The following is a 25,875-nucleotide window of genomic DNA, read 5'->3' as shown; positions in this document are numbered from 1 at the left end:
CGGGGATTTATATCGCACGGCTGTCAATTGCCATCAAAACCCGTTAGTGAAATTAACAGGACAAATTTCAGATGAATAACAAGGATGAAAAAAACGTATGAGGATCGTACAGTTAGATTTAATTCGTGGTGTGGCTCTGCTCGGTATTTTTGCAATTAATATTACATTGTTTGCTTATTCTGAAACTGGGCAGATAGAATTTTACAGTCAGTTAGGAGAGTATTTTCCTTCTATGGAAAATGGTCTTGGGTCATTTTTATATGGTCATCTGATGCTTACTGCCTATTCGCTGATTCAAGCACTGTTTTCACAGAAAATGATGACACTATTTTCGTTCCTGTTTGGTGCCAGTATTATTTTAATGACAGAAAAATTGGATCAGAAAGGTGCAAACTCTCTCAGTGTATTTTACCGCCGCAACTTCTGGTTAATGATCATTGGCGCTCTGCATCTTTTCGTCTGGTATGGCGATATATTACTTGTGTATGCGCTATCTGGCTTTCTGTTGTATCCACTAAGAAGGCTTAACGCTAAGACGCTTATCAGCTTGAGTATTCCTTTATACATTGTTTGCATTTTATACATAGGGCCTGCACTAAGCGCACATTATTATGACAGCAGTACCGCCGATGCTCATTCGGATTTAAGCTTTGATAATTTAAGTTTTGATAATTTAAAGCTCATTAAATACTTCACGCTTTCTTTGGCCAATATGTTAATCGGCATGGCGTTGTATAAGCTCGGTTATATTTTGGGGAAATCGTCTACCAAGGTTTACCGTAAATGGGCAATTTGGGGATTGATATCTGGGCTTGCTTTGCAGGGGTTGGCGTTATTCCTTAGTGAGGTTTATGGCGTTGTCGTTGATCTGAATAATCTGGCCTCAATACTTCAGGCTCTTTCTTACATTGCGATTATTGTTCTATGGAGTCAATCGAATAAACTTTTGTGGTTACAAGTCAGGCTGCAAGCCATTGGTCGTGCAGCGTTGACACATTACCTACTGCAAACACTGATATCGGTGTTGTTATTTTATCCATTGTTTTTAAATTTCAGAGCATTCGAGTTGGATTTTTTACAGCAGGTTTTGGTGGTGCTTAGCGTGTGGGTATTGCAATTATTTATCGGTAATATATTGATGGATAAATTTAAGTTTGGCCCTGTGGAATGGCTATGGAGAAGCTTATATTATTGGCAGCGCCAGCCGTTTCGTCGCTAGCCGATAGTAATATATAGCTAAGTAAAAAAACCGCTTTCAGTGTTTGAAAGCGGGCTTTCCAAAGAGGGTGGTCGTCTGTCAGTTTAAACAGAGCCTTCTGTGATGGCATCCTGCTTTTTTATGATTTTGTGTTTATCTTCTGTTTGCCCCATTTTCCAGTAACTGCTGATATAGAGCTGATCACGGGTAACCTGTTTGTCTTTTTTAAAGTAAGCGCGTAATAAACGCATATTACTGAATTCACAGGCAGCCCAGATGGAAGGGGTGCCAGACAACCAAGGCAACGCTTTTACTGCATCGCTCAGTACTGTATTTTCTGTATCCGGATGTGGATTAATCACCCATAGAATATCGATACCATCCGGTTTTTGCAGTGATTGTTTATCTTGTTCAGAATGGATTTCAATGACCGTATAGCCTGTTGCATTTGCAGGCAAATTTTCAAGCTGACAACTGATTGCTGGTAACGCTGTCATGTCACCAGCGAATAAAAACCAATCGGCTTCTAGATACGCGGCTTTGACTTTGCCAGGCCCAAACATCTGCATGCTATCACCGGGTTTTGTTTGTTCAGCCCAAGTCGATGCTGGCCCAGAATGTTTGCCCAACTCACCGTGCAATACAAAATCGATATCAAGTGTTAAATCGTATGGATTGAATTTGCGTATGGTGTAAGTTCGCATAATGACGTTAGCATCGGCATTAACTGCTTCAGAGTCAGGCAGAGTGCATTTGCTTTTAATCGGAAACAAAAGTTTTACATAGCTGCCTTCATCGTCCGTTTTAAATTCTGCTAAATCTTGTCCTTGTAAGGTGATGCGCTGCATGTTTGGGCTAATGCGTTGGCTTTGCTTGACAGTTAATTGGTAAGGCAGATCTCTGGACATGATTAATAACCTTTAATTCGTTTTGGATACTATTTATATAACGTGATTTGAATATTATTTATAAAAGGTGATCAGTCATCACGATAAATTTTCATAAGGTCCTGATAATGATCAATGCGACGATCACGCATAAATGGCCAGATACGGCGCACATTTTCGCCGTGATTTAAATCCACATCGGCATAAAGAATTTCTTCTTTGTCTTTACTGGCTACGGCTAAAAACTCGCCTTGTGGCCCTGCAATAAAACTGTGTCCCCAAAAATCGATACCAGGACCCGCCTTGTGTATTTCGCCACTGGGCCCTAGGTCAGATTCATGACCTACCCGGTTGCAACTTAATACAGGTAAGCCGTTAGCCACAGCGTGGGCGCGTTGACTTATTACCCAAGCATCGAGTTGGCGCCGTTGTTCAGCTTCATCATCGCGGGGATCCCAGCCAATGGCGGTTGGATAAATTAATATCTCTGCGCCAGCTAACGCCATTAAGCGAGCGGCTTCCGGAAACCATTGATCCCAGCAGACAAGCAGACCTAATTTACCAACGCTGGTTTGAATCGGCTCGAAGCCTATGTCTCCCGGTGTGAAATAAAATTTTTCGTAAAAGCCTGGGTCATCGGGAATGTGCATCTTGCGATACTTACCGGCAATACTGCCATCACTATCCAGCACCACGGCTGTATTGTGATATAAACCGGCTGCGCGTTTTTCGAAAAGCGAAGCAACAATCACAACATTGAGTGATTTTGCTAATTCACCCAACGTAGCGGTAGAAGGGCCCGGAATGGTTTCTGCTAAGTCGAAAGCATCAACATCTTCTTGCTGACAAAAATACAGTGAGCGGTGCAGCTCTTGTAAAACAATCAACTTTGCGCCTGCTTCGGCTGCCTGTCGAATAGCATTCAGACTGTCGGAAAAGTTTTGGTCTAAATCAATCGATTTATTTTGTTGAATTAATGCGGTTTTAAGTGTCTTTGTCATATTGTAAAAACCTAAGCAAAAAACTAGGCAAGAAAGCCTTGAGGTAATTGCATGCTAATGCAATGTAAGCTGCCAAATTGCTGGATGAGTGGCAAACAATCTACGGTAATGATGTCGTGCTGTGGAAATGCTTTATGAATTTGCGCTAAAGCAAATGCATCTGTTTCTTTCTGACGGTATGTCGGAAAGAGTACCGCGCCATTAATAATTAAAAAATTAGCATAAGTGGCCGGCAAGCGCTCGCCTTCCTCATTAAAGCAAGCAATTGGCATTGGTAGAGGGATCAAATTAAATCTTAGCCCATCACGGTTGCGCAGCGCTTGAAGCTCTTGCTCCATTTTATTTAATTCATCAAAGTGTTCGTCACGTTCATCTGAACATTGTACATAGGTGATTGTGTTATTGGGGGCAAACCGAGCCAAGGTATCAATATGGGAATCGGTATCATCACCTGCTAAATAACCATGCTTTAACCACAGCACTTTTTGGGTTCCTAAGCGCTTATTTAGTTCAAGCTCAATTTTTTCACGAAGCAGTTCAGAATTGCGGTTTTGATTTAATAAACATTGTTCTGTCGTTAATAAATGGCCTTTGCCATCCACTTCAATACCACCACCTTCCAGTACTAGATCGACGGCTTTATATGCAGCGTGTATTGCAGGCTGCTCCAATAATCGTTTATTAATGGCATTATCTAACGATGATTCGTATTTATTGCCCCAACCATTAAAAACAAAATCCAATGACCGAGTTTGTTTTTGTTCATTCACTAAGGTGATGGGGCCATGATCTCTTGCCCAAGTATCATTGCAAGAAATGACAAAGGTGTAGAGCTGGCGTGTATCGATATCACCAGCATTGATGTCGCTAGTATTTAACAGCGCCTGTACATGCTTTTGCAAAGGCTCGTCATGGCAGATCACCACTAAAGACTGGCGCTTTAATACTTGGTGGGCAATTTCAATATATACCGGTTCTACTTCACTTAAATAGGGCGCCCAATCGGTATCAGCATTAGGCCAAGTGAGCATAATTGCATCTTGAGGGTGCCATTCTGGCGGTAAACGAAAAGTCATAACAACCCCCCCTGATGATGTCGCGCTATTGTATTTTTTGATTCGTTTTAAATTTAACCCAGCCTATTGATAGAAAATGCGTCAGTACATAAAGAACTAATAACGTCACTAGAAACTCTATCCCGCTTAGGGATCGGAAGCCAAAGTACATGAGTCCCCAACCAATCAATAACCAATGAACAACGTATATGATGGTGATGTGTTTGCTCCATGTGTACCAGAAGCCGAATATCGGATTGTGGGGCACCTTCTCGACAATGATATTAAATAAGAAAATAGTCAGCGCCGTGAAACCACTGATAGCAATAACGCCACCAGGGCCTGCGCGCATTGAACCTCCGCTGTGGTAGTCGATATTTGTAAAAATGATGCCAACACCAATTAATGTGGCAGCGAGACTAAACCAAGCAGACTTCTTCAAAAAATCATTTAAATCATCGGCTTGTTTTAGCCAGTGACCAAATGCCATACCCGAAATAGCATAGGCTAACCATGGGAACTGCGGGAAAAACGCGCCTTCAGCAATATTACCTGCGAGCAGTTTTAATATTTCATCGGCGAAAACATTACCCGTATAAATGTCCCAGGTGTAGGGCGAAGCGAAAGCAATTCCGAGTGCGATGAGCAGCCAATATTTTGGGTTGGGAAGGTAATGGCTCAGCAGGCTGCAGATAATAAAAGCGATGCCAGCAAATTGTAAAATATCAACTACTAATAGTTCCCTGATCGGACTGTCGTTACCTAAATCTTCTTGGTTGATTATGCCGAATTCCAATGAAAGCCACATGGGTAGTGAGCTGCGAAAAAAATTCAGTGCATAACCTGCTAAAAACAATATCACGCCACGTTTAATCGGCAGTGATAAATTCTTATTTCCTGTCAGGGTAATAAAAATTCCCATCAGAAATACGAAGCAGCAGACACTGCCGAGCAACACTTCATGAGTCATTCCGAACTGGATTTCGAGCCCATGTACGCAGCCTAGTATCAATGCATAGCCTGCGACAAAAAGAAATGCTATGCGCTTTATATGTTGGGTGCCCGTTGCGTTTGGCGTCAGTAGGATAAGCAACGATGATAAATAGATAGTCGCAACCGTCCAGATTGTCAGCAGCTCAAACGATGAGCCGATTACACTTTTGGTGAATTCTGGAGCACCGTAAAAATAAAAAAAGTGCACCACTAGCATGAACGTAACGCAAATCCCGCGGTAGAAATCGAGTACTTTGATTCTTGGGCTGCTAGTACCAACATCAGTGTAAGTACTAGCAGATAGTGCTTGGCTGTCTATTGTCGAGGAGGCCTTCATGATGTCATCCGTCCCATAAAAAAATGTATTAAGTCAGTTTGTGTGCGAATCAAAAGTTGCATGCTGGTGCCTCAGTAAAGGCGGCGTATTATTCCATAGATAATAATGCTTATCAATTGCATTTGGTTTATATCTAAGGTGTATGGGTTGTTACCAAGTGTCTGTTTTATAACCAGTATTGTTTTGCAGATTAAGAGAGCCAAAAAAATAGAGTTTAATAAATTCGATTCAATTACTAGATAATCTAAATACAAACCATTATCATTATCGGTTCTGGTTTGTAAGGATTAAGTCGTGCGAGATTTTAAAATAGAACAGCAGGCTGAATGGAATATCGAACGTGCTAAAGATACCTATGGCATAAAAAACTGGGGGAATGGGTATTTTGATATCAACCCTGGCGGTGAAGTTGTCATCAAAAACCCGAAGGGAGTCTCTCTCTCGGAGTCGTCTTCGGGGCTGTCTTTGATGGAAATTATTGAAGGTTTGCGAGATCGCGACCTGCATATGCCCGCGCTATTGCGTATTGAAAATATAATCGATCATAGCATCAGTAATTTGAATGATACGTTCGGGAAAGTCATAGAGCGACTCGGTTATCAGGGATCGTATCGTGGTGTATTTCCTATTAAAGTTAATCAGCAAGCGCAAATTGTTGAGGAGATCGCTCGGTTTGGTGAGCGCTATGGTTATGGTTTTGAGGTGGGCAGTAAGCCTGAAATGATCGCTGCATTATCAACGCTAGGTAATGGCAGCGATCAGATGTTGATTTGCAATGGCTACAAAGATCAAGAGTTTATTGATCTGGCCTTGCAAGCGGTAAAGTTGGGTACTCGTTGTTTTGTGGTGATTGAGGCACTGTCAGAGTTGCCGATTATTATTGAGCGCAGCAAAGCTTTAGGCATTGAACCTTTGATTGGTGTACGGGCAAAAATGACGACGAAGGTTAGCGGTCATTGGAATTCAACCAGCGGTGATCGTAGTGTCTTTGGATTATCAGCCAGTCAAATTATTCAGGTTGTCGATGTACTAAGAGACAGTGATATGTTGCATTGTTTGCAATTGTTGCATTGTCACTTGGGTTCTCAAATTCCTAATATTCGCGACATTCGTGGTGGCGTGAACGAAGCTTGTCGTTATTACGCAGACTTGTGTCACGAAGGCGCGGCGATGAATTTTATCGATTTAGGGGGTGGGCTGGCCGTTGATTATACCGGGGCGCATTCACAAGAAAGCCAAAGTCGAAATTATTCTTTGGATGAATACTGTGAGGATTTGGTCGAAACCATTATGTCGACGCTCGACGGTTATGGTATTAGTCATCCTACTATTGTTACTGAGTCGGGTCGTGCCACCGTCGCGTATTCATCCATATTGTTGTTTAACATTTTGGATGTCGCGCGTTTTGAGCCTGTCGAGATAAAGACGTCCCGTGATGAAGGGCATGTGTTGCTCGATAATATGCGCGGTATCTTTGAATACTTAAAACCCGCCCGGATACAGGAATGTTTTAATGATGCCCACTATTACCGGGATGAAGTGCGTGAGTTATTTAAGCGTGGTCAGATAGGCTTACGTACCCGTGCAGAAGCAGAAAACCTGTTTCTAAAAGTGCTGCGAGATATTAAATCTTTATTGCCTGAGTTGGATCAAATTCCTAAAGAGCTAGAAGGCTTCGATGAATCCCTAGCTGACATTTATTATGGCAATTTCAGTTTGTTTCAATCTTTGCCGGATAGCTGGGCCATTGATCAGATGTTCCCTGTAATGCCGGTTCATCGCTTAAACGAAGCGCCTGATCGTCGTGCGGTATTGGCGGACATTACCTGTGATTGCGACGGAAAAATCGACCGCTTTATTTCCACTGAACGTGAATATGCCCCCACCTTACCCGTGCATTCATTAAAAGAATCTGAAGAGTACTATATGGGTGTATTTCTGGTCGGTGCTTATCAGGAAACCCTTGGGGATCTACACAATTTGTTTGGTGATACCAATGTGGCCAGTATTCGTTTACACGATGGAGGAGGGTACGAATTTGTGAAAGAAATCCATGGCGACACCATTGAAGACGTCTTGGGTTATGTGGAGTACCAGCCTTGGGAAATGAAATTACGCTACCGTAATAAATTAGAAGCCGCAGTGAATGAGGGTCGCATCAGTGCTCGCGAACGCCAGCAGATGATGAATACTTTCAATGCCAGTATGCAAGGCTACACCTATTACGAAAAAGACCATTTGCTTTAAAAATTTAGAGGGATTTGTTATGAAAAAAGTAATGATTATTGGTGCAGGTGGGGTTGGTCAGGTTGTTGCCCATAAATGTGCTCAGTTACCAGAAGTGTTTGGTAACATTGTATTGGCCAGTCGTACTAAAAGTAAGTGCGATGATATCGCCAAGCAAATTAAGGCCAGCTACGATCGCGATATTGAAACGGATCAAGTTGATGCTGATAGTGTCCCTGAACTTGTGCGCCTATTTGAAAAACACGACCCGTTTATGGTGATCAATGTGGCGCTGCCCTATCAGGATCTGACCATCATGGATGCCTGCTTAGAAATGAAAGTACACTATCTTGATACGGCTAATTATGAGCCACTGGATACGGCAAAATTTGAGTACAAGTGGCAATGGGAATATCAGGATAAATTCAAACAAGCGGGTTTGATGGCGCTGTTAGGTTCAGGTTTTGATCCCGGTGCGACCAATATGTTTACGGCTTACGCAGCAAAACATTATTTCGATGAAATACATACCTTAGATATCATTGATGTTAACGGTGGTGATCATGGTTACCCATTTGCGACTAATTTCAATCCGGAAATTAATATTCGTGAAGTGACCGCCGAATGTCGTCATTGGGAAAACGGTGGGTTTATTACAACGCCTGCTATGTCCACTAACCAAGCATTTACCTGCCCTGATGGTGTAGGTACTTACAATATTTACCGCATGTACCACGAAGAGTTGGAATCGTTAACTAAGCATTATCCTACGCTTAAGCGTGCACAATTCTGGATGAGCTTTGGTGATAGTTACCTTAAACACTTAGAGGTGCTAGGCAATGTGGGTATGACAGGTATTGAGCCCGTTAATTTCAATGGTCATAAAATTGTTCCACTTCAGTTTTTAAAAGAACTGCTGCCTGAACCCTCCACATTAGGCCCTCGTACAATAGGTAAAACCTGTATCGGCTGTGTTGTTACCGGTATTAAAAATGGTAAAGCGCGCACAGTGTATGTTTACAACGTCAAGGATCACCAAGATTGTTACGGCGAAGTGCAATCACAGGCTATTTCTTATACCACAGGTGTGCCAGCTATGATCGGTGCGAAGATGATGATAGAAGGTAAGTGGTTAAAGGATGGCGTTTGGAATATGGAACAGCTGGACCCAGATCCATTCATGGATGATATGAACAAACACGGCTTGCCGTTCAAGGTGATTGAAGAGCCAGGCTTCGATTTGATTTGATCATCAAAAGTGCAATGCGCATGACGACATTACCTAACCCCTTTGTTCAGCTGAACTATGCGTCCCTTGATCTTTTGAATGATAAGTGTTTTTCGATGCAGGTTTTGGGCTGGCTGAGTTCAGAAGAACGAAAGCGCTATAAGCGTTTTGTGAGCAAACAACAGGCTAATCAGTTTCTGTTAGCTAGGACTTTGTTACGCAGTCAGTTGTCAAAGCGAGTGCCGAGTGTGTTGCCTTATGAGTGGGTATTTGTCGTTGATGATTATGGCAAACCGAGATTGGCTGATGGGTTTTCACATTTAAATCTTCACTTCAATCTATCGCACAGTGAAGAGTTGGTTGTCGTGGTGTTGAGTGAGGGATTGGATCTGGGGGTTGATGTTGAATGCATTCATCGCCCTGTATTTAGCATGGCTCTAGCTAAGCGCTATTTTGCTAAAACCGAATTGGCTGATCTGATGACGCTGACTGAGCAGCAGCGAATTAAGCGCATTGCTCAGTTGTGGACCCTAAAAGAGTCTTATCTGAAAACCAATGGTTTAGGTGTAAGAGTACCTCTCTCTAAATTGGAATTTTGTTTTGAGGGCGAGTGTGGACTGGGCGTCAGTGTATCGCCTTCCTGTGTTCAATCTTTACCTGCAGAAAAAAGTAGTTTTATTGGTTTATTTGACTTATTTTTTTTAGGGTCGCAATACAGTTTGGCATTAACCATAGATACCGATCAAACAGTTGACGCCTCTGTTGTGACAATTAATGAGTGGGCTGGTTTGAACAGCCAGCTTTCGGGCTTACCGTGCGAACTGTTAAGACAGACTGCGGGTCAAAACGTCAGTCGAGACTCTTTATGAAATTCTTTTTGAGATATTATGAGTAAAAATTTAATCGATACTTCCCCTGATAGTGGACCTGTAGTGGCCACTTTTTTTCGTTTTGTTATTCCTTCTACATTGAGCTTACTGGCTATTTCGACTGCCAGTGTCGTGGATGGCTTTTTTGTTGGTAATTATATAGGGGCAGATGCATTAGCCGCGGTCAATCTGTTGATGCCATACTTTGCATTGTTATTTGGCATCGCTCTGATGTTTGCTGTCGGCGGTTCAGTTAAGGCGAGTATTTCTATCGGCAAAAAAAAATACGCTTTAGCTTCCTCTCTGTTTAGCCAAATTTTCTTTGTGGTGTTGGCGATAGCTGTGCTAGCCGTACCTTTGTCTCTTATCTTCAGTGAGTATCTGTTTGCCGCATTGGGAGCAAGCCCCTCGCTATACCCTCTGATGCAAAGTTATTTTGAAGTTTTTTGTTTTGTAACCATCGTGCAATTGACCTGTCTGGTGATGTACTACTTTATCCGCGCAGACAACAGGCCTGAGTTGGGTATGCGTGCATTGATGTTGGGCGCATTTATTAATATTGCGCTTGATGCGCTCTTTATAGGTAAGCTGGGTTGGGGGATTGAAGGGGCGGCCTGGGCGACGTTAATTGCTCAGATTATTCAGTTGGTTTACATCTCAAGTTACTTTTTTTCAGGTTGCAACAACCTGAAATTATCTTGGCCGATTTTTAACGTTAAAGAATTGGGCTTTAGTGCATTTAACGGCTTTTCTGAGTTTATTAACGAATTTTCAATTGGCTTAGTTATTCTGGTTTTTCATTGGGTTATCAGTAGGCAAAGTGGCGTTGAGGGGATTGCGGCATTCAGCGTGGTGAATTATCTGATTTATATCAGCTTGATGGTGTATTACGGCATCATTGACGCTATGCATGTATTGCTGGGACATAATTTCGGGGCGCAACGAATTGATCGGGTTAAAGCATTTATGCGGATCGCTGCCATATCGATTGCGACTTTGAGCATTATGTTAGTGATTATACTCCACGTTTTTGAAGGTCCAATTGTTGGATTTTTCCTTGAAGATGATGCAGATCAGGCTCGACAATTAGCACAGAATTTTTTGCATGTCATCTGGCCTATCTTTTTGTTTAACGGTTTTAATGTGCTTATTTGTGCGTATCTCACATCGGCAGAGCAGGCGATGCATTCCAGTATTATTGCTATGTTACGCTCATTAATTTTACCCATCAGTTTTGCATTGTTACTCAACTTTATGCTTCCAGGTATTGGTTTCTTGTACGCAGTGCCTGTAGCAGAAGCCTTAGCATTTATATTTGCGTTAATCTTTTTCATTAATTACCGACCGACATTATTGATTAAAAAATCAGTTGGATAATGTTTAATCTGCGCTGCCGGCTTACTTACCGGTAGCGTCACCTCTCTAGTACTAAGTCTTTAATATTAGACTTGATTGTTTGTATTTAAATAAATTGCCTCCCCTTTTTAAACCTAATTAAAAATCTTAAACTAAATGATAAATAAAATGAGAATCAATCGTATTTAGTGTGTATACTGCGATTCAAATGGAATTGGTGAGCTAGGGTTCATATGAAATTTGCAGCAAACGATATTGCTGAGTACGCATCTTTTCACGCTTTTATTAATGCTTATTTGCGCGAAATTGACGCCGGAATTTGGAGCGGTAAAGGCCAGTTTCTAACGTTGTCAGATTTTCCTTATGAGTTAAAAGGAAGTGAGGTTTTAGAACTGCGCTTACCTGAAAGCCAGCAGTGGATTGTGATGGATGTAGCCTATAAATCGAAAGTGGGTCGTCATCATTTTCATGGGCTGTATGTGTGCACCAAATACGCAGAAGAACATAGTAGCCCTTGGCAGTCAGCCGATATTATGTACTTGTTGATTGCTTTGGTTCGGCAGATTTACCAACGACAAAATACGCTTTCTGTTGGTACTGAATTGGCAGAATCAATAAGAATCAATGAAGTCGAATTGTTAGGTCGTCTGTTGGGCAGCTATCAGACCATGGCGTATTTTCTTAGCCAGCGAGCGGGTGATGCAACATTAAACAGCCTTGATTTCATTAATTCCGAACAATCTATTCTGTACGGGCATTGGTTGCATCCAACACCAAAGAGTCAGCAGGGTATTACACCTTGGCAGCAAGCGGTTTATTCCCCTGAATTATGCGGTCGCTTTAAGTTACATTATTTTTCTGCTGATAAATCTCTGGTTAAACAAGGCTCTTCATTAGCCCAAAGCACCAGTGAAATTTTATATTCTGAAGTCAGTCGCTACAATTCGTTAGCACTGGCTAATGATCATGTTCTCGTTCCGGTTCACCCATTACAGGCTCCTAACTTGTTATTGGAAGAATGGGTGAAGGATTTGGTTGCAGAGGGTCGCTTGAGCTATCTAGGAGAGAAAGGGGCTGAATACACAGCCACTTCTTCTGTTCGCACGGTCGTTAACGAAACCTCTGAATGGATGGTGAAACTTTCTATCCCCGTGAAAATAACCAATTCATTACGTACTAATAAACGACGTGAGCTGGAAGATGGCATGGTAATCGAGAGTTACCTGAAGCACATCGGTTTTCTGGAGAGTCAGCCTCAGTTTAAAGTGGTTGATGACCCTGCGTATATCACCATCAATCACCCCGAAGATCATCAATTAGATTCCGGCTTTGAAGTCGTTTTGCGTCGTAATGTATTTGCGCAAGAAAAAGGCCAGGGCATATGTTCAATTCTTACTCTTGTACAAGACCCAATTCCGAAGGCTGATGGTACAAACGGGTCTAGTCTACTGAATACTATTATTTTAGATCTAGCCGCTAAAGAAAATCGTGCGTTTGATCAGGTTGCACTCGATTGGTTTGATCGTTATTGGCACTGTGCCATTGAGTCGATATTGTCACTTTATGATGGCTACGGTATTGCATTAGAGGCTCATCAGCAGAACAGTTTATTGGATGTCTCAGCAGGTTATCCAAGCTGCTATTACTACCGAGATAATCAGGGCTTTTATTTGTCAGAACACTTCGAATCGGAACTAGCCGAAGTTGGAGGGAAGTTAAATCTCACTAATATTTTTTATGACGATGAAAAAATTTTTACAGCCATATCCTACTACGTATTTGTCAATCAATTATTTGCGGTGATTTACCGTTTAGGGGCAGATGGTTTAGTAGACGAAGAAATTTTGGTAGAGCGTTGTCGCCAGCATTTATTGGTAATGCAAAAAAATATGCAGGGTGTCGGTAAGAATTTTATTAGCTACATCTTGAACAGTGAGCGATTGGATTACAAAACCAATCTTTTGGCTCGCGTAAATAACATTGATGAATTACAGGAAGGCATGGAGCACACGGTCTATTCGACAATCGTGAATCCCCTGTTCTCTAAATCAAAGTCTAAATTTAAATCTGAATTGCAGAAAAATCTTATTAAAAATGACGAAAGTGAGCGTGGTACAGTCTATGGCTAATCTGGATAAGGATACAATATTAGGGCAGATTGCTGAGCAATTTTGTCCTGAACATGCCCAATATATAGAAAGCCCTGAGCTGGCTGATAAAGAAGAGCAGCGAGTCGTGCGCCAGTTTGTAGATGCACTGCTATACGAAGAAATTGTTGCGTTTAAATCTGAAAACCGATTTGAATCGCCCGTTAAATGGTTAGCTGAGCTTAATCACTTTGATGCCGTATTCGATAGTATTTATTACTTCAGTATGGGAGGTAAAGAATTCAGATGTTTAGGCGCGCGCCGTATTTTTGAGCGTATTCGAATAGCGGATGGTTCCGTCCAGATGTTTGAGAAAGGTCAGTATCATGAATGTCGTATCGAAGAACTCATTTGTCACCTAGATACCGACTCAGAAACCAAAATAAGAGTGCTGGGCGAACTGATGCAAACCATCGCGTTATGTCGATGGAATACTCGTTATTTAGCGCATCATAAAAAACCAAGACGCCAGCTAAACTTTGCTCAGCTGGAATCGGCTATTACAGAAGGCCATCTGTATCATCCCAGCTTTAAAGCCAGAACAGGATTCACACTGCAGGACCATATTCAATATGGGCCAGAGGCAGCAAAAACATTCCAGCTTCAATGGTTGGCCATTCAATCGCAACATGTCGATCATGCCTATCCAAGTGCGACCATTGATTTTTGGAATGAGGAATTAGGGGAGGAGCAATTTCATATTCTGACTAAACGTCTTGAATCGTTAGGTAAGAATTGGTTGGCCTATTCGCTGGTCCCCATTCACCCGTGGCAGGTAGATGCCATTCAGGATCTTGGGCTAGCCGATGCAATTGCTTGTGGTGACATTATTGTCTTGGGTGAGGCGGGGGACTTTTATCAGGCAACCCAATCGTTGCGCACCTTAGTGAATATCAGTCACCCTGAAAAAGCGAACGTCAAAATACCTTTGAATTTGGTGAGTACCTCTTCGCATCGTAATTTACAAGATCATTTCGTCTGTACGGCTCCGACTATTTCAACGTGGTTACAAGAAGTGGTGGCTAAGGATGAATACTTGCAACGGGAAGGCAAGCTACTGCTATTAAGTGAATATGCAGGTTTGCTTTATAAGCCGGCAGATGAAGTAAAAGCCAAAGAAATGGATGGCTTGATTGGTGCTATTTTCCGCGAAAGTGTTGTCGATAAATTGCAGCCGGGTGAAGAGGCCATTCCCTTTACCGCACTCATGGTAGTTGAATCGGATAATCGTCCTTTTATCGCTGATTGGTTAGATCGTTATGGCATTGATGCTTGGGTTAATCGTTTATTAGAAGTCATGCTAATTCCTATTTGGCACATGCTGGTTCATAACGGCATCGCCTTTGAAGCCCATTGTCAAAATTTGATATTAACGCACAAAGACGGCTGGCCTCATCGCATCGTGCTACGCGATTTTCATGAGGATATGGAATACGTAGAAGACTATTTAAAATTTCCTGAGCATCTTCCAAAACTAACAGAAACAGATTCATATTTTGAAACCATTTCATTAGATGAAGGTTTCAGTATGTCGGATATTGATGAGTTGCGTGAGCTATTTATGGATACCGTTTATGTGCTCAATTTGACCGATTTGTCTTTCTTACTAGAACGTTATCACGATTATCCAGAAACACGATTCTGGAACCATGTACGCAATCATCTTAATGACTATCGTCAATCAGGTATTACAGATCCTGCGCGTATTGATCGTGTCGGAGCAGGGAACCCCAACATTATTGTTGAGTCGTTGCTAAAGAAAAAAATATTAAATGGCGGCACCTTAGATTATTTCGAGCACACCGTAAGTAACCCGTTAGCAGCGACCGCTGAAGAGAGCTCTCAAGAACGAGAGCTGCGTCAAATTGAATCCCAAGCAGTTAATTAAAAGCGAATTAATGAAAGGCTAAATATGATTTACCTTAATGATGAACACTTTGATAAAAATTATTTTGAGCAGTGTTACCAGAAGTTCAATCGACATGACGTTTTAGTGAACTGTCATGGTAAGCGCATAACCGTTTGTATCAGCGATGCTGCTTTGTGGATTGCATTATGCCTTTATGCCCGTGATCACGGAATATCTGTATTTCCTTTACCGGCTGGTACCCCAGAAGAAGCCATGCGAAAACGAGCAAAGCTTAGCGGTAGTCATTACCAAGTGATGGCCGATTCGATGGAAGAGCTGTTATCAAAAATCGAAAAAATAAGTGACCACGAAAATGATGTCGAGCCTGTATTGGTGCAAATGAGCTCAGGCACAACAGGTGAGCCAAAATGCATCGATCGCACCTGGGCGAGCATTGATATCGAATTGCAAAACTACATTGAGCATTTCACCGATTTGGCGGAAATGACAGCGGTTGTCGCGTGTCCGGTTAATCATTCTTATGGTTTGATCTGCGGAATTCTAGCCAGCATTAAACGAGGTTCTGAACCCGTAATTATTACTAACTTTAATCCGAAATACATAATCAATAAGGTGCGGGAAACTGCTTCCCCCATTCTATATTCATCTCCCGCATTGATTACCACGATCACTATGATGGTGAAAACTGATCAGCCTATTCACGCAATTATGACGTCGGGCACTTTGATGCAGGCCACTTGGTTAGAGCAGGCTGCAAATAAATGTAAAAAACTATATCAGCAGTATGGCTGTTCGGAAGTGGGTTGTATCGCCCTTGGTGGTGATATTAAGTCTATTCATGATCAAGGGGTGCCGTTACCGCACCTGACGGTTAAATCTGGATTGACGGCAGACGAGCCACAAGAAATCGTGGTGACTACAGAAAATAATACGACTGTATCAACCCGTGATTTAGGCTATCTGGATGCTAATAATCGTCTGCATTTTATTTCTCGCATCGATGAAATGATCAATGTATCAGGGCTCAATGTCTATCCCGCAGAAGTAGAAGAAGTGGTTATGGATATGCCAAATATTACCGATGCGGTGGTGTTTAAAAAGAGCCACGCGTTTGGTAATGACCAAGTGTGTTTGCAGTTTGTCGCTGGGCAGGGTATCGCTAGCGAAGATATCCGCAGCTGGTGCAGTCAATATTTGAATAAGTATCAAGTGCCTCTTCAAATTGTTCAAGTTGAAAAAATTGATCGCTTACCTAACGGAAAGATTAGCCGTAAAGCATTGGCGCTTGCATAAAAAGGCGCTGGCATAGATAGGCACTGACAAAAATAGTTGGTGTCTTTTGAAAGAAGAACGAATAACTAAATTGATAAAATTATGATGACAAAAGAACTGATTGTTGAAGCCATATTTAAAGTATTGAGCGAGAGCATGTCTCAGCCAAATATGGATAAGTTTCATAGTGACGCCCGTTTATTAGAAGACCTCGCATTAGATTCATCCATGGTGCTGCACATGTTGATGTTGCTCGAAGTGGAACATGATATGGAGATGGATGAAAGCGCCCTAATGAACGAGGATTTTGAAACCGTACGTGCGGTTGCCAATATTTTGTATAAGGGCCAAAACCTGCCAGCGTATGAAAAGGGTCTTGAAGTTTATGAAGACGTTAAGATCCACTGTGTCGCCAGTAATTTGGCCGAAGTCGTAAAGCGTTTTCCACAATTGGATCATCGTATTTTGTATTTTGCAGTTTCCGATGCTAACGCCTGTATTGATGATCGCTTTGTATTGACATATCACGACGAAAATATCAATCACGACATTTTCTTTAACTGGTACGAGCGCTTGTATGGCATGCCGATTCGGTCTTGGTATGACAAACAAGCCAGTAAAGAAAAGAATTTTGAGACGCTAGAATCTCTGGTTCAAAATCGTGAGTCTGGCCAGCATATTTTGGTGATGCTGGACATGTTCCATTTACCTGAACGTGAAAATGAATTCAGCAAAGACCCTTTCCCGCACTACGTTATGTTAGGACCAACCAAACATCCTGATCTGTGGTTTATGTATGACCCAGATTATCGCTGGGAAGGCGTGTTTAAAAAAGATCGTATTTTAAATGCAGTATCTCAGCCAACGGTATCGGGTGGTTATGTGTTTTCTGAGCAGGGTGCTCGCCCAACGCCCGCTGAAGAAGTGAACGCATTTTTTGAAGCCTCTGTCGTGCGAGATGCGAATCCCGTCACGGATATGATCCGTTCAATTATCAGCGCTCATGTTAAAGGTAAAGATAAAAACGGAGAGCCGTTACCTCTGGAAAATTTAATTAAAGCGGTCGAAGAAATACCCGTTATGTCACCACGTAAATACGCCTATGAGCACGGCTTTGCGTTTTTCTGGCGTGAGCTTGGGCTTCCAGAAGCAGAGTTTGACGATTGGTGTGATGTGATTGATGACTTAGCAAAAACTTACAAACTGATTCAATTTAATGCCATGAAATTATCAGTGACAAAGAACGAAGCCTTTGCTGAAAAATTATTCCAATTATTGGATCAGCAAGACGAAAGAGAATTCAAACTTAAACAACGTTTAATTGAAGTGAAAAATAGTTGGGCAGTGGCCATGCTCAATCCGACTGATACTCAACAATTAGAAGGGGCTCACCCGTGAAATATTCCGTTTGTACCATTTCTTTCCGTCATCAATTGATATCACTGGAGCGCATTGCTAATTGGGCTAAAGCGCATCAGTTTGACGCGATTGAACTGTGGGGCGTGCATGCGAAAAACCTTCGCCAGTCTTCAGATTTTACACCGGAGTGCTTGGTCGAGAAAGGTTTGTCAGTATCCATGGTCAGTGATTACTTACCATTGGATGGTGATTTAGATGTTGCGTTAGAAAGCGCTAAATCGCTGTGTACTATTACGCGTTCTTGGGGGGCTAAAAAACTGCGTACGTTTTCTGGCAACAAACCCAGTGCAGGAATGGATGTGGCAGAACGCGCGGCCTGCACTAAGCGCTTACGTGAATATTGCAAAATAGCAGCGGACTATGGGGTTTATCTTATTGTTGAAACACATCCCAATACGTTAGCGGATACATTGGCATCGACTCTTCAGTTAATTGAAGAAGTGAATCATCCGGCATTGCGTATTAATTTTGATGTGATTCATGTTTGGGAGATGGGCAGTGATCCGATATTTGCACTGGATCAGCTCGCGCCTTTAATCGAGCATATGCATTTTAAAAACATCACTCAGCGTAATCTTCTTGATGTTTTCAATCCAGGTAATGTTTATGCGCCAGCGGGCAGCCGTGAGGGTATGACGTCAATATTCAACGGTGAATACGATTTCAAACAGTTCTTAGGTTATTTGATGAAAGAATCCAGTGTGCCATGGCAAAGCATGGATACCTCGTTGGAGTGGTTTGGCCCAGATGTATTCACAACCCTAGATAACGATCGTCAAGAGCTTGCCAATCTGGAAGCTCAATTTCTTAAACAGTTAAAGCCAGCATCGGTTGATTTAGTTTAATAATAAGAGAGTTTAAGTGACCAATATGAAAGTTAGCACACCTTATTATTTAATCGATGAAACACGTATGTTAAAGGCGATGGAACGTATCGCTTATGTACGTGAGTTTAGCGGTGCTAAAAGTGTCCTCGCATTGAAATGTTTTTCCAGCTGGTGCGCGTTTGATTTTATGAAGCAGTATATGGTTGGCACGACCAGCAGTAGTTTATATGAAGCACGTTTGGGGTATGAGAAGTTTGGTGGCGAAACCCACGGTTACAGTGTGGCTTATAGCGAAGATGAAATCCCAGAACTTGTCGAGTATTGCGACAAAGTTATTTTTAATTCGTTGAATCAATTAGAGCAATACAACGCGCAGGTAAAAGAAAAAGGCCGCTCGATTGGGCTGCGTATGAACCCAGAGGTCGGCCATTCCGAATACGGTTTAAGCGATACGGTTGCAAAATATTCCCGCTTGGGCGTACGTCACGATTTATTACCGGACAATATCACCGATGTAATCGATGGCGCTATGTTTCACATGAATTGTGAAAACGATGATTTCATAAGTCTCAGTCAACAACTAGATGATATCGAACGTCGCTTCGCTACGATTTTGCCAAATCTTAGCTGGCTGAGCTTAGGGGGTGGCGTTGCGTTTACCAGTGATGGTTATGCGCTGGATGCATTATGTGAGCGTCTGAAGTTATTAGCGAAAACCTATGACCTACAAGTCTATCTGGAGCCAGGTGAAGCATCGGTCACTCAATCGACTTCTCTGGTAGTCAAAGTCTTGGATAAAGTAGAAAACCAATTGCCGACGCTGATCGTCGATGCCGGTGTTGAAACTCATTTGCTGGATGTATTGGTTTACCAGTTTGCGCCTGCATTAGAAGGCGCTGAAGAAATCGCTGAAGAAAATATAGAAGAAGCATTACAACAGGGTAAGCCCGTTTACCGTGTCTGTGGTCGTACCTGTTTGGCGGGTGACGTATTCGGAACCTATGTTTTCAACCGCGAAGTTGAAATAGGGGATGAGTTGAGATTCATGGATGTGGCTAGTTATTCGATGGTGAAGAAAAACTTCTTTAACGGCATCAAAATGCCCGCCATTTGTCATAAAAATATTCATGGCGAAACCCGCGTCATTCGCGAGTTTGAATACGAAGATTTCCGAGACTTTTTGTCTTAACTTTTGGGGAATAAGTTATGAAAAAGAACGTACTCATTATCGGTGCAGGCGCAGTAGGCGCAGTGGTTGCTCACAAATGTGCACAAAGTAGTGATGTATTTGCATCGGTTTGTTTGGCTTCTAAGAATGTTGCTAAATGTGATGCCATTGTCGATTCCGTCAATAAAAAAAATTATCAAACGGTAGAAGGCTTTCAGTTCTATAGTCGTGAAGTGAATGCCTGCGATACCGATGACTTGGTTACTTTGATTCGATCAACTGATACCCACATCGTTATTAATGTCTGTACCGTATTTGTAAACATGAATATTCTGGATGCTTGTTTAGAAACCGGTGCCGCTTATATCGATACGGCGGTTCATGAAGATTACAGTGTGATGAATGCACCTTACCCATGGTATGCCAATTACGAATGGAAAAAGCGTGAGCTTTGCAAAGAGAAAGGTGTGACGGCTATTTTAGGCAGCGGTTTTGATCCTGGTGTCGTGAATGCTTATTGCGCGTATGCACAAAGGCACGAATTTGATTCCATCGAGAGCATCGATATTATGGATGTGAACGATGGTGATCATGGTCACTACTTCTCAACCAATTTTGACCCTGAAATTAATCTGCGTGAAATCATTGAAGATGCAGGTTGCTTAGAAGATGGCCAATGGCGTACCTATCCACACCATAGCCGTTCGATGAAATACAATTTCCCAGAAGTCGGTGAGCACAAGCTGTACTTGATGGGGCACGACGAAGTGCATTCGTTATCCAAGAACATTCCTGGGGTAAAATCCGTGCGCTTCTGGATGGGATTCGGTGATCACTACCTGAAGTGCTTAGAAGTCTTCGAAAAAGTGGGTTTATTGAATCACGAAACGGTGACAACCAATAATGGCCAGGAAGTCGTACCTCTGCATACGTTGAAAGCCTGTCTGCCTGATCCTGCTAGTCTGGCTTCCAGATACAAGGGGAAAACCTGTATTGGTACATTGATTAAAGGTAAGCGTGATGGCCAAGACAAAGAACTGCTTGTCTATAATATCTGTGATCATGAAGTGACTTATGCCGATATTGATTCCCAAGCCATCGCTTTCACGGCAGGTGTGCCTCCGGTTGCCGCTGCCAAGTTGATTGCAAGTGGTGAATGGGATGTTAAAGCCATGGCCAATGTAGAAGAGTTGGATCCGATTCCGTTCTTTGAGCGCTTGGCCGAAATGGGAATTTCCACCGAGGTTTGCAACCTAAGCGCAGACAAAGGCAGCCCTGCCAGCAGAGTGTTATACGCTTAATCTGATTGTTTTTGATGTGACCACTGAGCTCATAGAGCTCGATGGTTGAAACGCAGTAGTAATATCGCCTATTTTTGCTTCAGTGTAAGGGTGGGTTGTCACTAAACTGGCCTCCACTACTATCATTTCGATCATAATAAGGTGACAGATTGACTTGATTGAGCAAAGCAGAGTTGAAACGTCAGGCCAGAGAAGGAGAGTTAATTGATCTCGTCATGCATATAGTCCAAGAGCGTGTGTGTAATCGGGAGGTTAGTAGTCTTGCGTGCTGCCTCGTCCTTCCCATTTTACGGCACGGCAGATAAATAGTTGAAAGATGGGCTCTATCGGCCTTGAGCACTGTCATTTCTGTATTACGCTTATGAAGGAAAATACAGGAGGGCATGTCATGGTTTTCTTCTTCTTTGGTTCAATGGTGTTTACTGCGGTATTGTGTGTCATTGCGTATCGTTTTTTTGCTCAAAAAATAGAACAATTTCAATTAAAATTAGATGATGGTCGCGGCTATTACCTAATATCCATGTTGCTTGTGGCGTTTGTATCATCGGCGTTGGCTTTTTTCGCAGGCAGTATGTTGGGATTTCAAGCGAACCCAGAACAGCAAAACAGCATGGTTTTGATTGTGTTGCTTAATGCTGTGGTTGCTTTGTTAGCTTTAATTTATGGTCTTGTGCACTTTCGTGAAGGCGAGCGTTATTAGGCTTTTACAGAGTATTTAACGCTTATTGTTATAAAGATCAAAAAAAAGGTGTAATCCCTTTCGCTATCTCGTATAATCCGCCGCCATCGTTTCCCCAAGACGAAGCCCTAAAACGGTGTTACCAGCCGATTTAGTTCGGTCCGAGTAGGTAACATACTGATTAGGCGAAATAGAAAAGATTATGAAAACATATACTGCAAAACCTGAAACTGTAAAACGCGAGTGGTTAATTGTTGACGCTGAAGGCGCAACTCTAGGCCGTTTGGCGACTGAAATCGCTGCTCGTTTACGTGGCAAGCATAAGCCTGAATATACTCCTCACGTTGATACTGGCGATTATATCGTTGTGATTAACGCGGACAAAGTAGCGGTAACTGGTGCGAAAGCTCAGGACAAGATGTATTACCGTCATACTGGTTATCCTGGTGGTTTGCGTGAAATTAACTTCACTGACCTACAAGCGCGTAAGCCTGGTCGTGTTGTTGAGCTAGCCGTTAAAGGCATGCTTCCTAAGAACCCTCTTGGTCGTGCAATGTTCACAAAACTGAAAGTGTATGCAGGTGCTGAGCATCCGCATGCTGCACAACAACCAAAAGAATTGAAGGTTTAAGGGGATTATCATGGCTGCAACACAATATTATGGCACTGGCCGTCGTAAATCTTCCAGCGCACGCGTTTTCTTGCGTCCTGGTACTGGCCAAATCGTTATCAACAAGCGTCCTGTTGACGAATACTTCGGTCGTGAAACTTCACGCATGGTCGTACGTCAGCCGCTAGTGTTAACGGAAAATACTGAGAAGTTTGACTTATACATCACTGTTAAAGGTGGTGGTGCATCTGGCCAAGCCGGTGCGATTCGTCACGGTATTACACGTGCTCTTATGGAATTTGATGAGACGTTACGTCCTTCTCTACGTGCAGCGGGTTATGTAACTCGTGATAGCCGTGAAGTTGAGCGTAAGAAAGTTGGTCTTCGCAAAGCTCGTAAGAAACCTCAATTCTCTAAACGTTAATCGCGTTTGGCAAGGATTGTCGAAAAACGCTCAGATTTTTGTCTGGGCGTTTTTTTTTATCTAAAACAAAGGGTTATGTTAATAAAACCCGCATGAAATTGATTTGGCTCCTTGTAAGGGGCGGGACATTTCATTACTATTTGTGCCGTTTTTTCCCCCAGTCCTTGTGTTTGTGCTTTAGTTAAGGATTGTTGGGTAAAATGCAGAGACTCTCTGAATTATATGCTGGTTGTTTCAGCAGAGTATGTTATTCAAAGAGTTTGGGCTGCACAGAATTTTAAAAAAAGTTGATGGGAGAATGCCAGAATGAGTAATGATGGCGTAAATACAGGCCGACGCCGCTTCCTCATCGCAACAACCGCGGTGGGTGGTGGTATTGGTGCTGTTGGCGTAGCTGTGCCTTTTGTTAAATCTTGGAATCCAAGTGAAAAGGCGAAAGCTGCCGGTGCACCTGCTAAAGCAGATGTAGGTAAAATTGAACCTGGTGCCATGGTGGTTGTGGAGTGGCGCGGTAAGCCAGTTTACTTATACCGTCGTACTGACGAATCCGTTGGTTTGTTGGATACTATTAGTGAAGAACTAAAAGATCCAGAAAACACCGATGAAGGCCAGCAGCCTGCTTATGCGAAGAACACTCAGCGTTCTCGTAAGCCAGAGATTGCCGTAATTGAAGGTGTGTGTACACACCTTGGTTGTGCGCCTAAGTATATTCCTGAAGTTGTGCCTCAGCCATTCCAAGAGAATTGGGTTGGCGGTTTCTTCTGTCCTTGTCATGGTTCGCGCTTTGACTTGGCTGGTCGTGTGTTTAAAGGCTCTCCAGCAGGTAAAAACTTAAAAGTGCCACCTTATTCTTATTTGGATGAGAATACGATTGTCATTGGTGTGGATGAGGGGAATTCATAATGAGTAAGCTATCCGCATTTATGGGTTGGATTGATCACCGTTTACCGGTGACGGCCACCTTTGAAAAGCATATGTCAAAGTACTATGCACCTAAGAACCTGAATTTTTGGTATTTCTTTGGTGTATTTTCTTTCTTGATGCTGGCAAACCAGATCCTAACAGGTGTTTGGTTGACCATGTCTTTTACGCCATCGGCTGAGCAAGCGTTTGCTTCGGTTGAGTACATCATGCGTGATGTAGAGTTCGGTTGGTTGATTCGCTATATGCATTCTACCGGCGCGTCTTTCTTTTTTATTGCGATATACATGCATATGTTCCGCGGTTTAATTTACGGCTCTTATCAGAAGCCTCGTGAATTGATCTGGGTGTTTGGTATGGCGATTTATTTGATGCTAATGGCTGAAGCCTTTATGGGTTATGTACTACCTTGGGGCCAAATGTCTTATTGGGGTGCCCAGGTAATCATTTCTTTATTCAGTGCAATCCCTGTTGTCGGCGATGACTTGGTAACGTGGATTAAAGGTGATTTCTTAATCTCCGGTATAACACTTAACCGCTTCTTTGCATTACACGTTATTGCGTTGCCGCTTGTGATTGTTGCATTGGTATTCATGCACATCCTTGCGCTACATGAAGTAGGCTCTAACAACCCTGATGGCGTTGATATTAAAAAATACAAAGATGAAGAAGGTCGTCCATTAGACGGTATTCCTTTTCACCCTTATTACACAGTGCATGACCTTGTAGGTATTGTGGTGTTCCTATTTGTATTCTGTTTTGTGATTTTCTTCTGGCCAGAAGGTAATGGTTACTTCCTTGAGCATGCTAACTTTGAGCAAGCAAACGGACTTAAAACCCCAGAGCACATTGCACCTGTATGGTATTTCGGTGCCTTCTACACAATTCTACGTGTCGTGCCCGATAAGCTAGGTGGTGTCATCTTAATGGGCGCTGCGATTGCTGTATTGTTTGTATTGCCTTGGTTGGATCGAAGCCCTGTTAAATCATGGCGCTATAAGGGCTGGATTAGCCGTATTAATTTAGTTCTATTTGGTTTGTTCTTCATCTTGTTGACATGGTTAGGTACACAGCCTGCGACGGGTATTTATGCAACACTGGGTCTGATTTCAACAATCATCTATTTTGCATGGTTCATTACTTTGCCGTTTATCTCAGCTAAGGAAAAAACCAAACCAGTACCAGAGAGGGTGACAGGCTAATGAAATCGTTAATTGCAGTTATTTTTGCCCTTTTGCCAAGTTTTGTGCTGGCTGCTGGTGGCAATGTTCACCTAGATGACATGAAGGTTGATTTAGAAGACAACGCGTCTTTGCAACGTGGTGCGAAATATTTCGCTAACTATTGCATGGGTTGTCACAGTACTAAGTTTGCTCGCTACAATCGTGTCGCGCGTGACCTAGGTATTCCTGATGATGTGATGATGGATAACTTAGTATTCGCTGAGGCTAAAATTGGTAATCTAATGGAAATCGCTATGCGTCCTGAAGATTCCAAAAAATGGTTCGGTGCGACGCCTCCTGATTTGACCTTGGTTGCTCGTGTACGTGGTGCAGATTGGTTGTACACCTATCTGCGTAGCTTCTACTCAGATGAGTCTCGTCCTTATGGCGTAAATAACACCGTATTTAAAGACGTTGGTATGCCTCATGTACTTGCTGACCTTCAAGGTAAGCAGGTAAAAGGTGTTGTGCGCCAGTTGTGATTGGTTTTGATCCATTGACGGGTCGTGAGCTAAAAGAAGATTCTTGTGCTCGTGAAGATCATGATGGTCACCCTATCGAAGTTCTGTACTTGGAAGATAAGGGTCAGTTGGATGCAGCTGAATACGATAAGGTAGTTGCTGACATTACTAACTTCCTTGTGTACATGGCTGAGCCAATGGCATTAGATCGTAAGCGTATCGGTTTTTGGGTTCTATTATTCTTGGCTATTTTGTTTGTGCCAGTGTATTACCTGAATCGTGAATTCTGGCGAGGCATTCACTAATATAGCAAGTTGAGGCTTCTTAATTTTATTAAGGGGCCTTAAAAACTGCTTTTAGGGTGAATATTGGGATTCATATACAAACATTGAATATAAATCCC

Annotated in this window: 21 protein-coding genes and 1 pseudogene; 18 read left to right on the top strand and 4 right to left on the bottom strand. The window is 42.5% G+C overall.

Annotated features, from left to right (window positions below; translation table 11 throughout):
• Window positions 1-97: 97 nt before the first annotated feature.
• Complete coding sequence (locus ACU6U9_RS14400) at window positions 98-1,219, top strand: DUF418 domain-containing protein (RefSeq protein ID WP_446735714.1); 1,122 nt, start codon at window positions 98-100, stop codon at window positions 1,217-1,219.
• Window positions 1,220-1,302: 83 nt separating this feature from the next.
• On the opposite strand, the gene ACU6U9_RS14395 is transcribed toward ACU6U9_RS14400, so the two are convergent.
• The 4 genes from ACU6U9_RS14395 to ACU6U9_RS14380 form a co-directional block, all read right to left on the bottom strand.
• Window positions 1,303-2,106, bottom strand: a complete 804-nt coding sequence (locus tag ACU6U9_RS14395) for a siderophore-interacting protein (protein WP_446735713.1) — start codon at window positions 2,104-2,106, stop codon at window positions 1,303-1,305.
• Between the two features lie 71 nt (window positions 2,107-2,177).
• Window positions 2,178-3,086: a carbon-nitrogen hydrolase gene (locus ACU6U9_RS14390; RefSeq protein WP_446735712.1), complete on the bottom strand. Its 909-nt coding sequence runs from the start codon at window positions 3,084-3,086 to the stop codon at window positions 2,178-2,180.
• Window positions 3,087-3,109: 23 nt separating this feature from the next.
• On the bottom strand, window positions 3,110-4,162 hold the full coding sequence (locus ACU6U9_RS14385; RefSeq protein WP_446735711.1) for an agmatine deiminase family protein: 1,053 nt from the start codon (window positions 4,160-4,162) through the stop codon (window positions 3,110-3,112).
• 25 nt (window positions 4,163-4,187) lie between these two features.
• Complete coding sequence (locus ACU6U9_RS14380) at window positions 4,188-5,471, bottom strand: heparan-alpha-glucosaminide N-acetyltransferase domain-containing protein (RefSeq protein WP_446735710.1); 1,284 nt, start codon at window positions 5,469-5,471, stop codon at window positions 4,188-4,190.
• A 294-nt stretch (window positions 5,472-5,765) separates the two neighbouring features.
• Here ACU6U9_RS14380 and speA point away from each other — a divergent pair, with 294 nt between their 5' ends.
• The 17 genes and pseudogenes from speA (at window position 5,766) to ACU6U9_RS14295 (ending at window position 25,777) form a co-directional block, all read left to right on the top strand.
• A complete protein-coding gene (gene speA, locus ACU6U9_RS14375) occupies window positions 5,766-7,718 on the top strand; it encodes a biosynthetic arginine decarboxylase (RefSeq protein ID WP_446735709.1) in 1,953 nt (650 codons plus the stop codon).
• Window positions 7,719-7,737: 19 nt separating this feature from the next.
• On the top strand, window positions 7,738-8,946 hold the full coding sequence (locus ACU6U9_RS14370) for a saccharopine dehydrogenase C-terminal domain-containing protein (RefSeq protein ID WP_446735708.1): 1,209 nt from the start codon (window positions 7,738-7,740) through the stop codon (window positions 8,944-8,946).
• Window positions 8,947-8,966: 20 nt separating this feature from the next.
• Window positions 8,967-9,794: a 4'-phosphopantetheinyl transferase family protein gene (locus ACU6U9_RS14365; RefSeq protein ID WP_446735707.1), complete on the top strand. Its 828-nt coding sequence runs from the start codon at window positions 8,967-8,969 to the stop codon at window positions 9,792-9,794.
• An 18-nt stretch (window positions 9,795-9,812) separates the two neighbouring features.
• A complete protein-coding gene (locus ACU6U9_RS14360; protein WP_446735706.1) occupies window positions 9,813-11,171 on the top strand; it encodes an MATE family efflux transporter in 1,359 nt (452 codons plus the stop codon).
• A gap of 212 nt (window positions 11,172-11,383) precedes the next feature.
• Window positions 11,384-13,279, top strand: coding sequence for an IucA/IucC family protein (locus ACU6U9_RS14355; RefSeq protein ID WP_446735705.1), 1,896 nt, complete (start codon window positions 11,384-11,386; stop codon window positions 13,277-13,279).
• Entirely contained in the window at window positions 13,272-15,185 is a 1,914-nt protein-coding gene (locus ACU6U9_RS14350) for an IucA/IucC family protein (protein ID WP_446735704.1), read from the top strand. Before ACU6U9_RS14355 ends, ACU6U9_RS14350 begins: the two co-directional genes overlap by 8 nt.
• A gap of 24 nt (window positions 15,186-15,209) precedes the next feature.
• Entirely contained in the window at window positions 15,210-16,460 is a 1,251-nt protein-coding gene (locus ACU6U9_RS14345) for an AMP-binding protein (RefSeq protein WP_446735703.1), read from the top strand.
• A gap of 81 nt (window positions 16,461-16,541) precedes the next feature.
• Window positions 16,542-17,837, top strand: coding sequence for a DUF6005 family protein (locus ACU6U9_RS14340; RefSeq protein WP_446735702.1), 1,296 nt, complete (start codon window positions 16,542-16,544; stop codon window positions 17,835-17,837).
• Window positions 17,834-18,703: a sugar phosphate isomerase/epimerase family protein gene (locus ACU6U9_RS14335; protein ID WP_446735701.1), complete on the top strand. Its 870-nt coding sequence runs from the start codon at window positions 17,834-17,836 to the stop codon at window positions 18,701-18,703. Before ACU6U9_RS14340 ends, ACU6U9_RS14335 begins: the two co-directional genes overlap by 4 nt.
• A gap of 25 nt (window positions 18,704-18,728) precedes the next feature.
• Entirely contained in the window at window positions 18,729-19,874 is a 1,146-nt protein-coding gene (locus ACU6U9_RS14330) for a carboxynorspermidine decarboxylase (RefSeq protein WP_446735700.1), read from the top strand.
• Between the two features lie 17 nt (window positions 19,875-19,891).
• Window positions 19,892-21,154 carry a saccharopine dehydrogenase family protein gene (locus tag ACU6U9_RS14325; protein WP_446735699.1) on the top strand — a complete coding sequence of 421 codons (1,263 nt, stop codon included), beginning with the start codon at window positions 19,892-19,894 and terminating at the stop codon, window positions 21,152-21,154.
• A 388-nt stretch (window positions 21,155-21,542) separates the two neighbouring features.
• Complete coding sequence (locus ACU6U9_RS14320) at window positions 21,543-21,854, top strand: hypothetical protein (protein ID WP_446735698.1); 312 nt, start codon at window positions 21,543-21,545, stop codon at window positions 21,852-21,854.
• A 181-nt stretch (window positions 21,855-22,035) separates the two neighbouring features.
• Window positions 22,036-22,464, top strand: a complete 429-nt coding sequence (rplM, locus tag ACU6U9_RS14315) for a 50S ribosomal protein L13 (protein ID WP_446735697.1) — start codon at window positions 22,036-22,038, stop codon at window positions 22,462-22,464.
• A 10-nt stretch (window positions 22,465-22,474) separates the two neighbouring features.
• Window positions 22,475-22,867, top strand: a complete 393-nt coding sequence (gene rpsI, locus ACU6U9_RS14310) for a 30S ribosomal protein S9 (RefSeq protein WP_446735696.1) — start codon at window positions 22,475-22,477, stop codon at window positions 22,865-22,867.
• Between the two features lie 306 nt (window positions 22,868-23,173).
• Window positions 23,174-23,770, top strand: coding sequence for a ubiquinol-cytochrome c reductase iron-sulfur subunit (gene petA, locus ACU6U9_RS14305; RefSeq protein WP_446735695.1), 597 nt, complete (start codon window positions 23,174-23,176; stop codon window positions 23,768-23,770).
• Window positions 23,770-24,990 (top strand): cytochrome b, encoded by a 1,221-nt coding sequence (locus ACU6U9_RS14300; protein WP_446735694.1) that lies wholly within the window; start codon window positions 23,770-23,772, stop codon window positions 24,988-24,990. The genes petA and ACU6U9_RS14300 overlap by 1 nt, the downstream gene beginning before the upstream one ends.
• Window positions 24,990-25,777: pseudogene (locus tag ACU6U9_RS14295) on the top strand (cytochrome c1). Before ACU6U9_RS14300 ends, ACU6U9_RS14295 begins: the two are co-directional and overlap by 1 nt.
• The last annotated feature ends 98 nt before the right edge of the window (window positions 25,778-25,875 follow it).

Source organism: Pseudomonas sp. HK3, from assembly GCF_052920985.1.
The sequence above is the reverse complement of the archived record's forward strand: the minus strand, read 5'-3'. Positions and strand labels throughout refer to the sequence as shown.

Excerpts from the sequence above, each read along its gene's own strand:
- ACU6U9_RS14400 (WP_446735714.1), top strand. The coding sequence starts at position 98 with ATGAGGATCGTACAGTTAGATTTAATTCGTGGTGTGGCTCTGCTCGGT.
- ACU6U9_RS14395 (WP_446735713.1), bottom strand. The coding sequence starts at position 2,106 with ATGTCCAGAGATCTGCCTTACCAATTAACTGTCAAGCAAAGCCAACGC.
- ACU6U9_RS14360 (WP_446735706.1), top strand. The coding sequence starts at position 9,813 with ATGAGTAAAAATTTAATCGATACTTCCCCTGATAGTGGACCTGTAGTG.
- ACU6U9_RS14350 (WP_446735704.1), top strand. The coding sequence starts at position 13,272 with ATGGCTAATCTGGATAAGGATACAATATTAGGGCAGATTGCTGAGCAA.
- ACU6U9_RS14325 (WP_446735699.1), top strand. The coding sequence starts at position 19,892 with ATGAAAAAGAACGTACTCATTATCGGTGCAGGCGCAGTAGGCGCAGTG.
- ACU6U9_RS14320 (WP_446735698.1), top strand. The coding sequence starts at position 21,543 with ATGGTTTTCTTCTTCTTTGGTTCAATGGTGTTTACTGCGGTATTGTGT.
- petA (WP_446735695.1), top strand. The coding sequence starts at position 23,174 with ATGAGTAATGATGGCGTAAATACAGGCCGACGCCGCTTCCTCATCGCA.
- rplM (WP_446735697.1), top strand. The coding sequence starts at position 22,036 with ATGAAAACATATACTGCAAAACCTGAAACTGTAAAACGCGAGTGGTTA.
- ACU6U9_RS14330 (WP_446735700.1), top strand. The coding sequence starts at position 18,729 with ATGAAAGTTAGCACACCTTATTATTTAATCGATGAAACACGTATGTTA.
- ACU6U9_RS14340 (WP_446735702.1), top strand. The coding sequence starts at position 16,542 with ATGATGACAAAAGAACTGATTGTTGAAGCCATATTTAAAGTATTGAGC.
- ACU6U9_RS14390 (WP_446735712.1), bottom strand. The coding sequence starts at position 3,086 with ATGACAAAGACACTTAAAACCGCATTAATTCAACAAAATAAATCGATT.
- ACU6U9_RS14345 (WP_446735703.1), top strand. The coding sequence starts at position 15,210 with ATGATTTACCTTAATGATGAACACTTTGATAAAAATTATTTTGAGCAG.
- ACU6U9_RS14385 (WP_446735711.1), bottom strand. The coding sequence starts at position 4,162 with ATGACTTTTCGTTTACCGCCAGAATGGCACCCTCAAGATGCAATTATG.
- ACU6U9_RS14370 (WP_446735708.1), top strand. The coding sequence starts at position 7,738 with ATGAAAAAAGTAATGATTATTGGTGCAGGTGGGGTTGGTCAGGTTGTT.
- ACU6U9_RS14365 (WP_446735707.1), top strand. The coding sequence starts at position 8,967 with ATGACGACATTACCTAACCCCTTTGTTCAGCTGAACTATGCGTCCCTT.
- ACU6U9_RS14300 (WP_446735694.1), top strand. The coding sequence starts at position 23,770 with ATGAGTAAGCTATCCGCATTTATGGGTTGGATTGATCACCGTTTACCG.
- ACU6U9_RS14355 (WP_446735705.1), top strand. The coding sequence starts at position 11,384 with ATGAAATTTGCAGCAAACGATATTGCTGAGTACGCATCTTTTCACGCT.
- ACU6U9_RS14380 (WP_446735710.1), bottom strand. The coding sequence starts at position 5,471 with ATGAAGGCCTCCTCGACAATAGACAGCCAAGCACTATCTGCTAGTACT.
- rpsI (WP_446735696.1), top strand. The coding sequence starts at position 22,475 with ATGGCTGCAACACAATATTATGGCACTGGCCGTCGTAAATCTTCCAGC.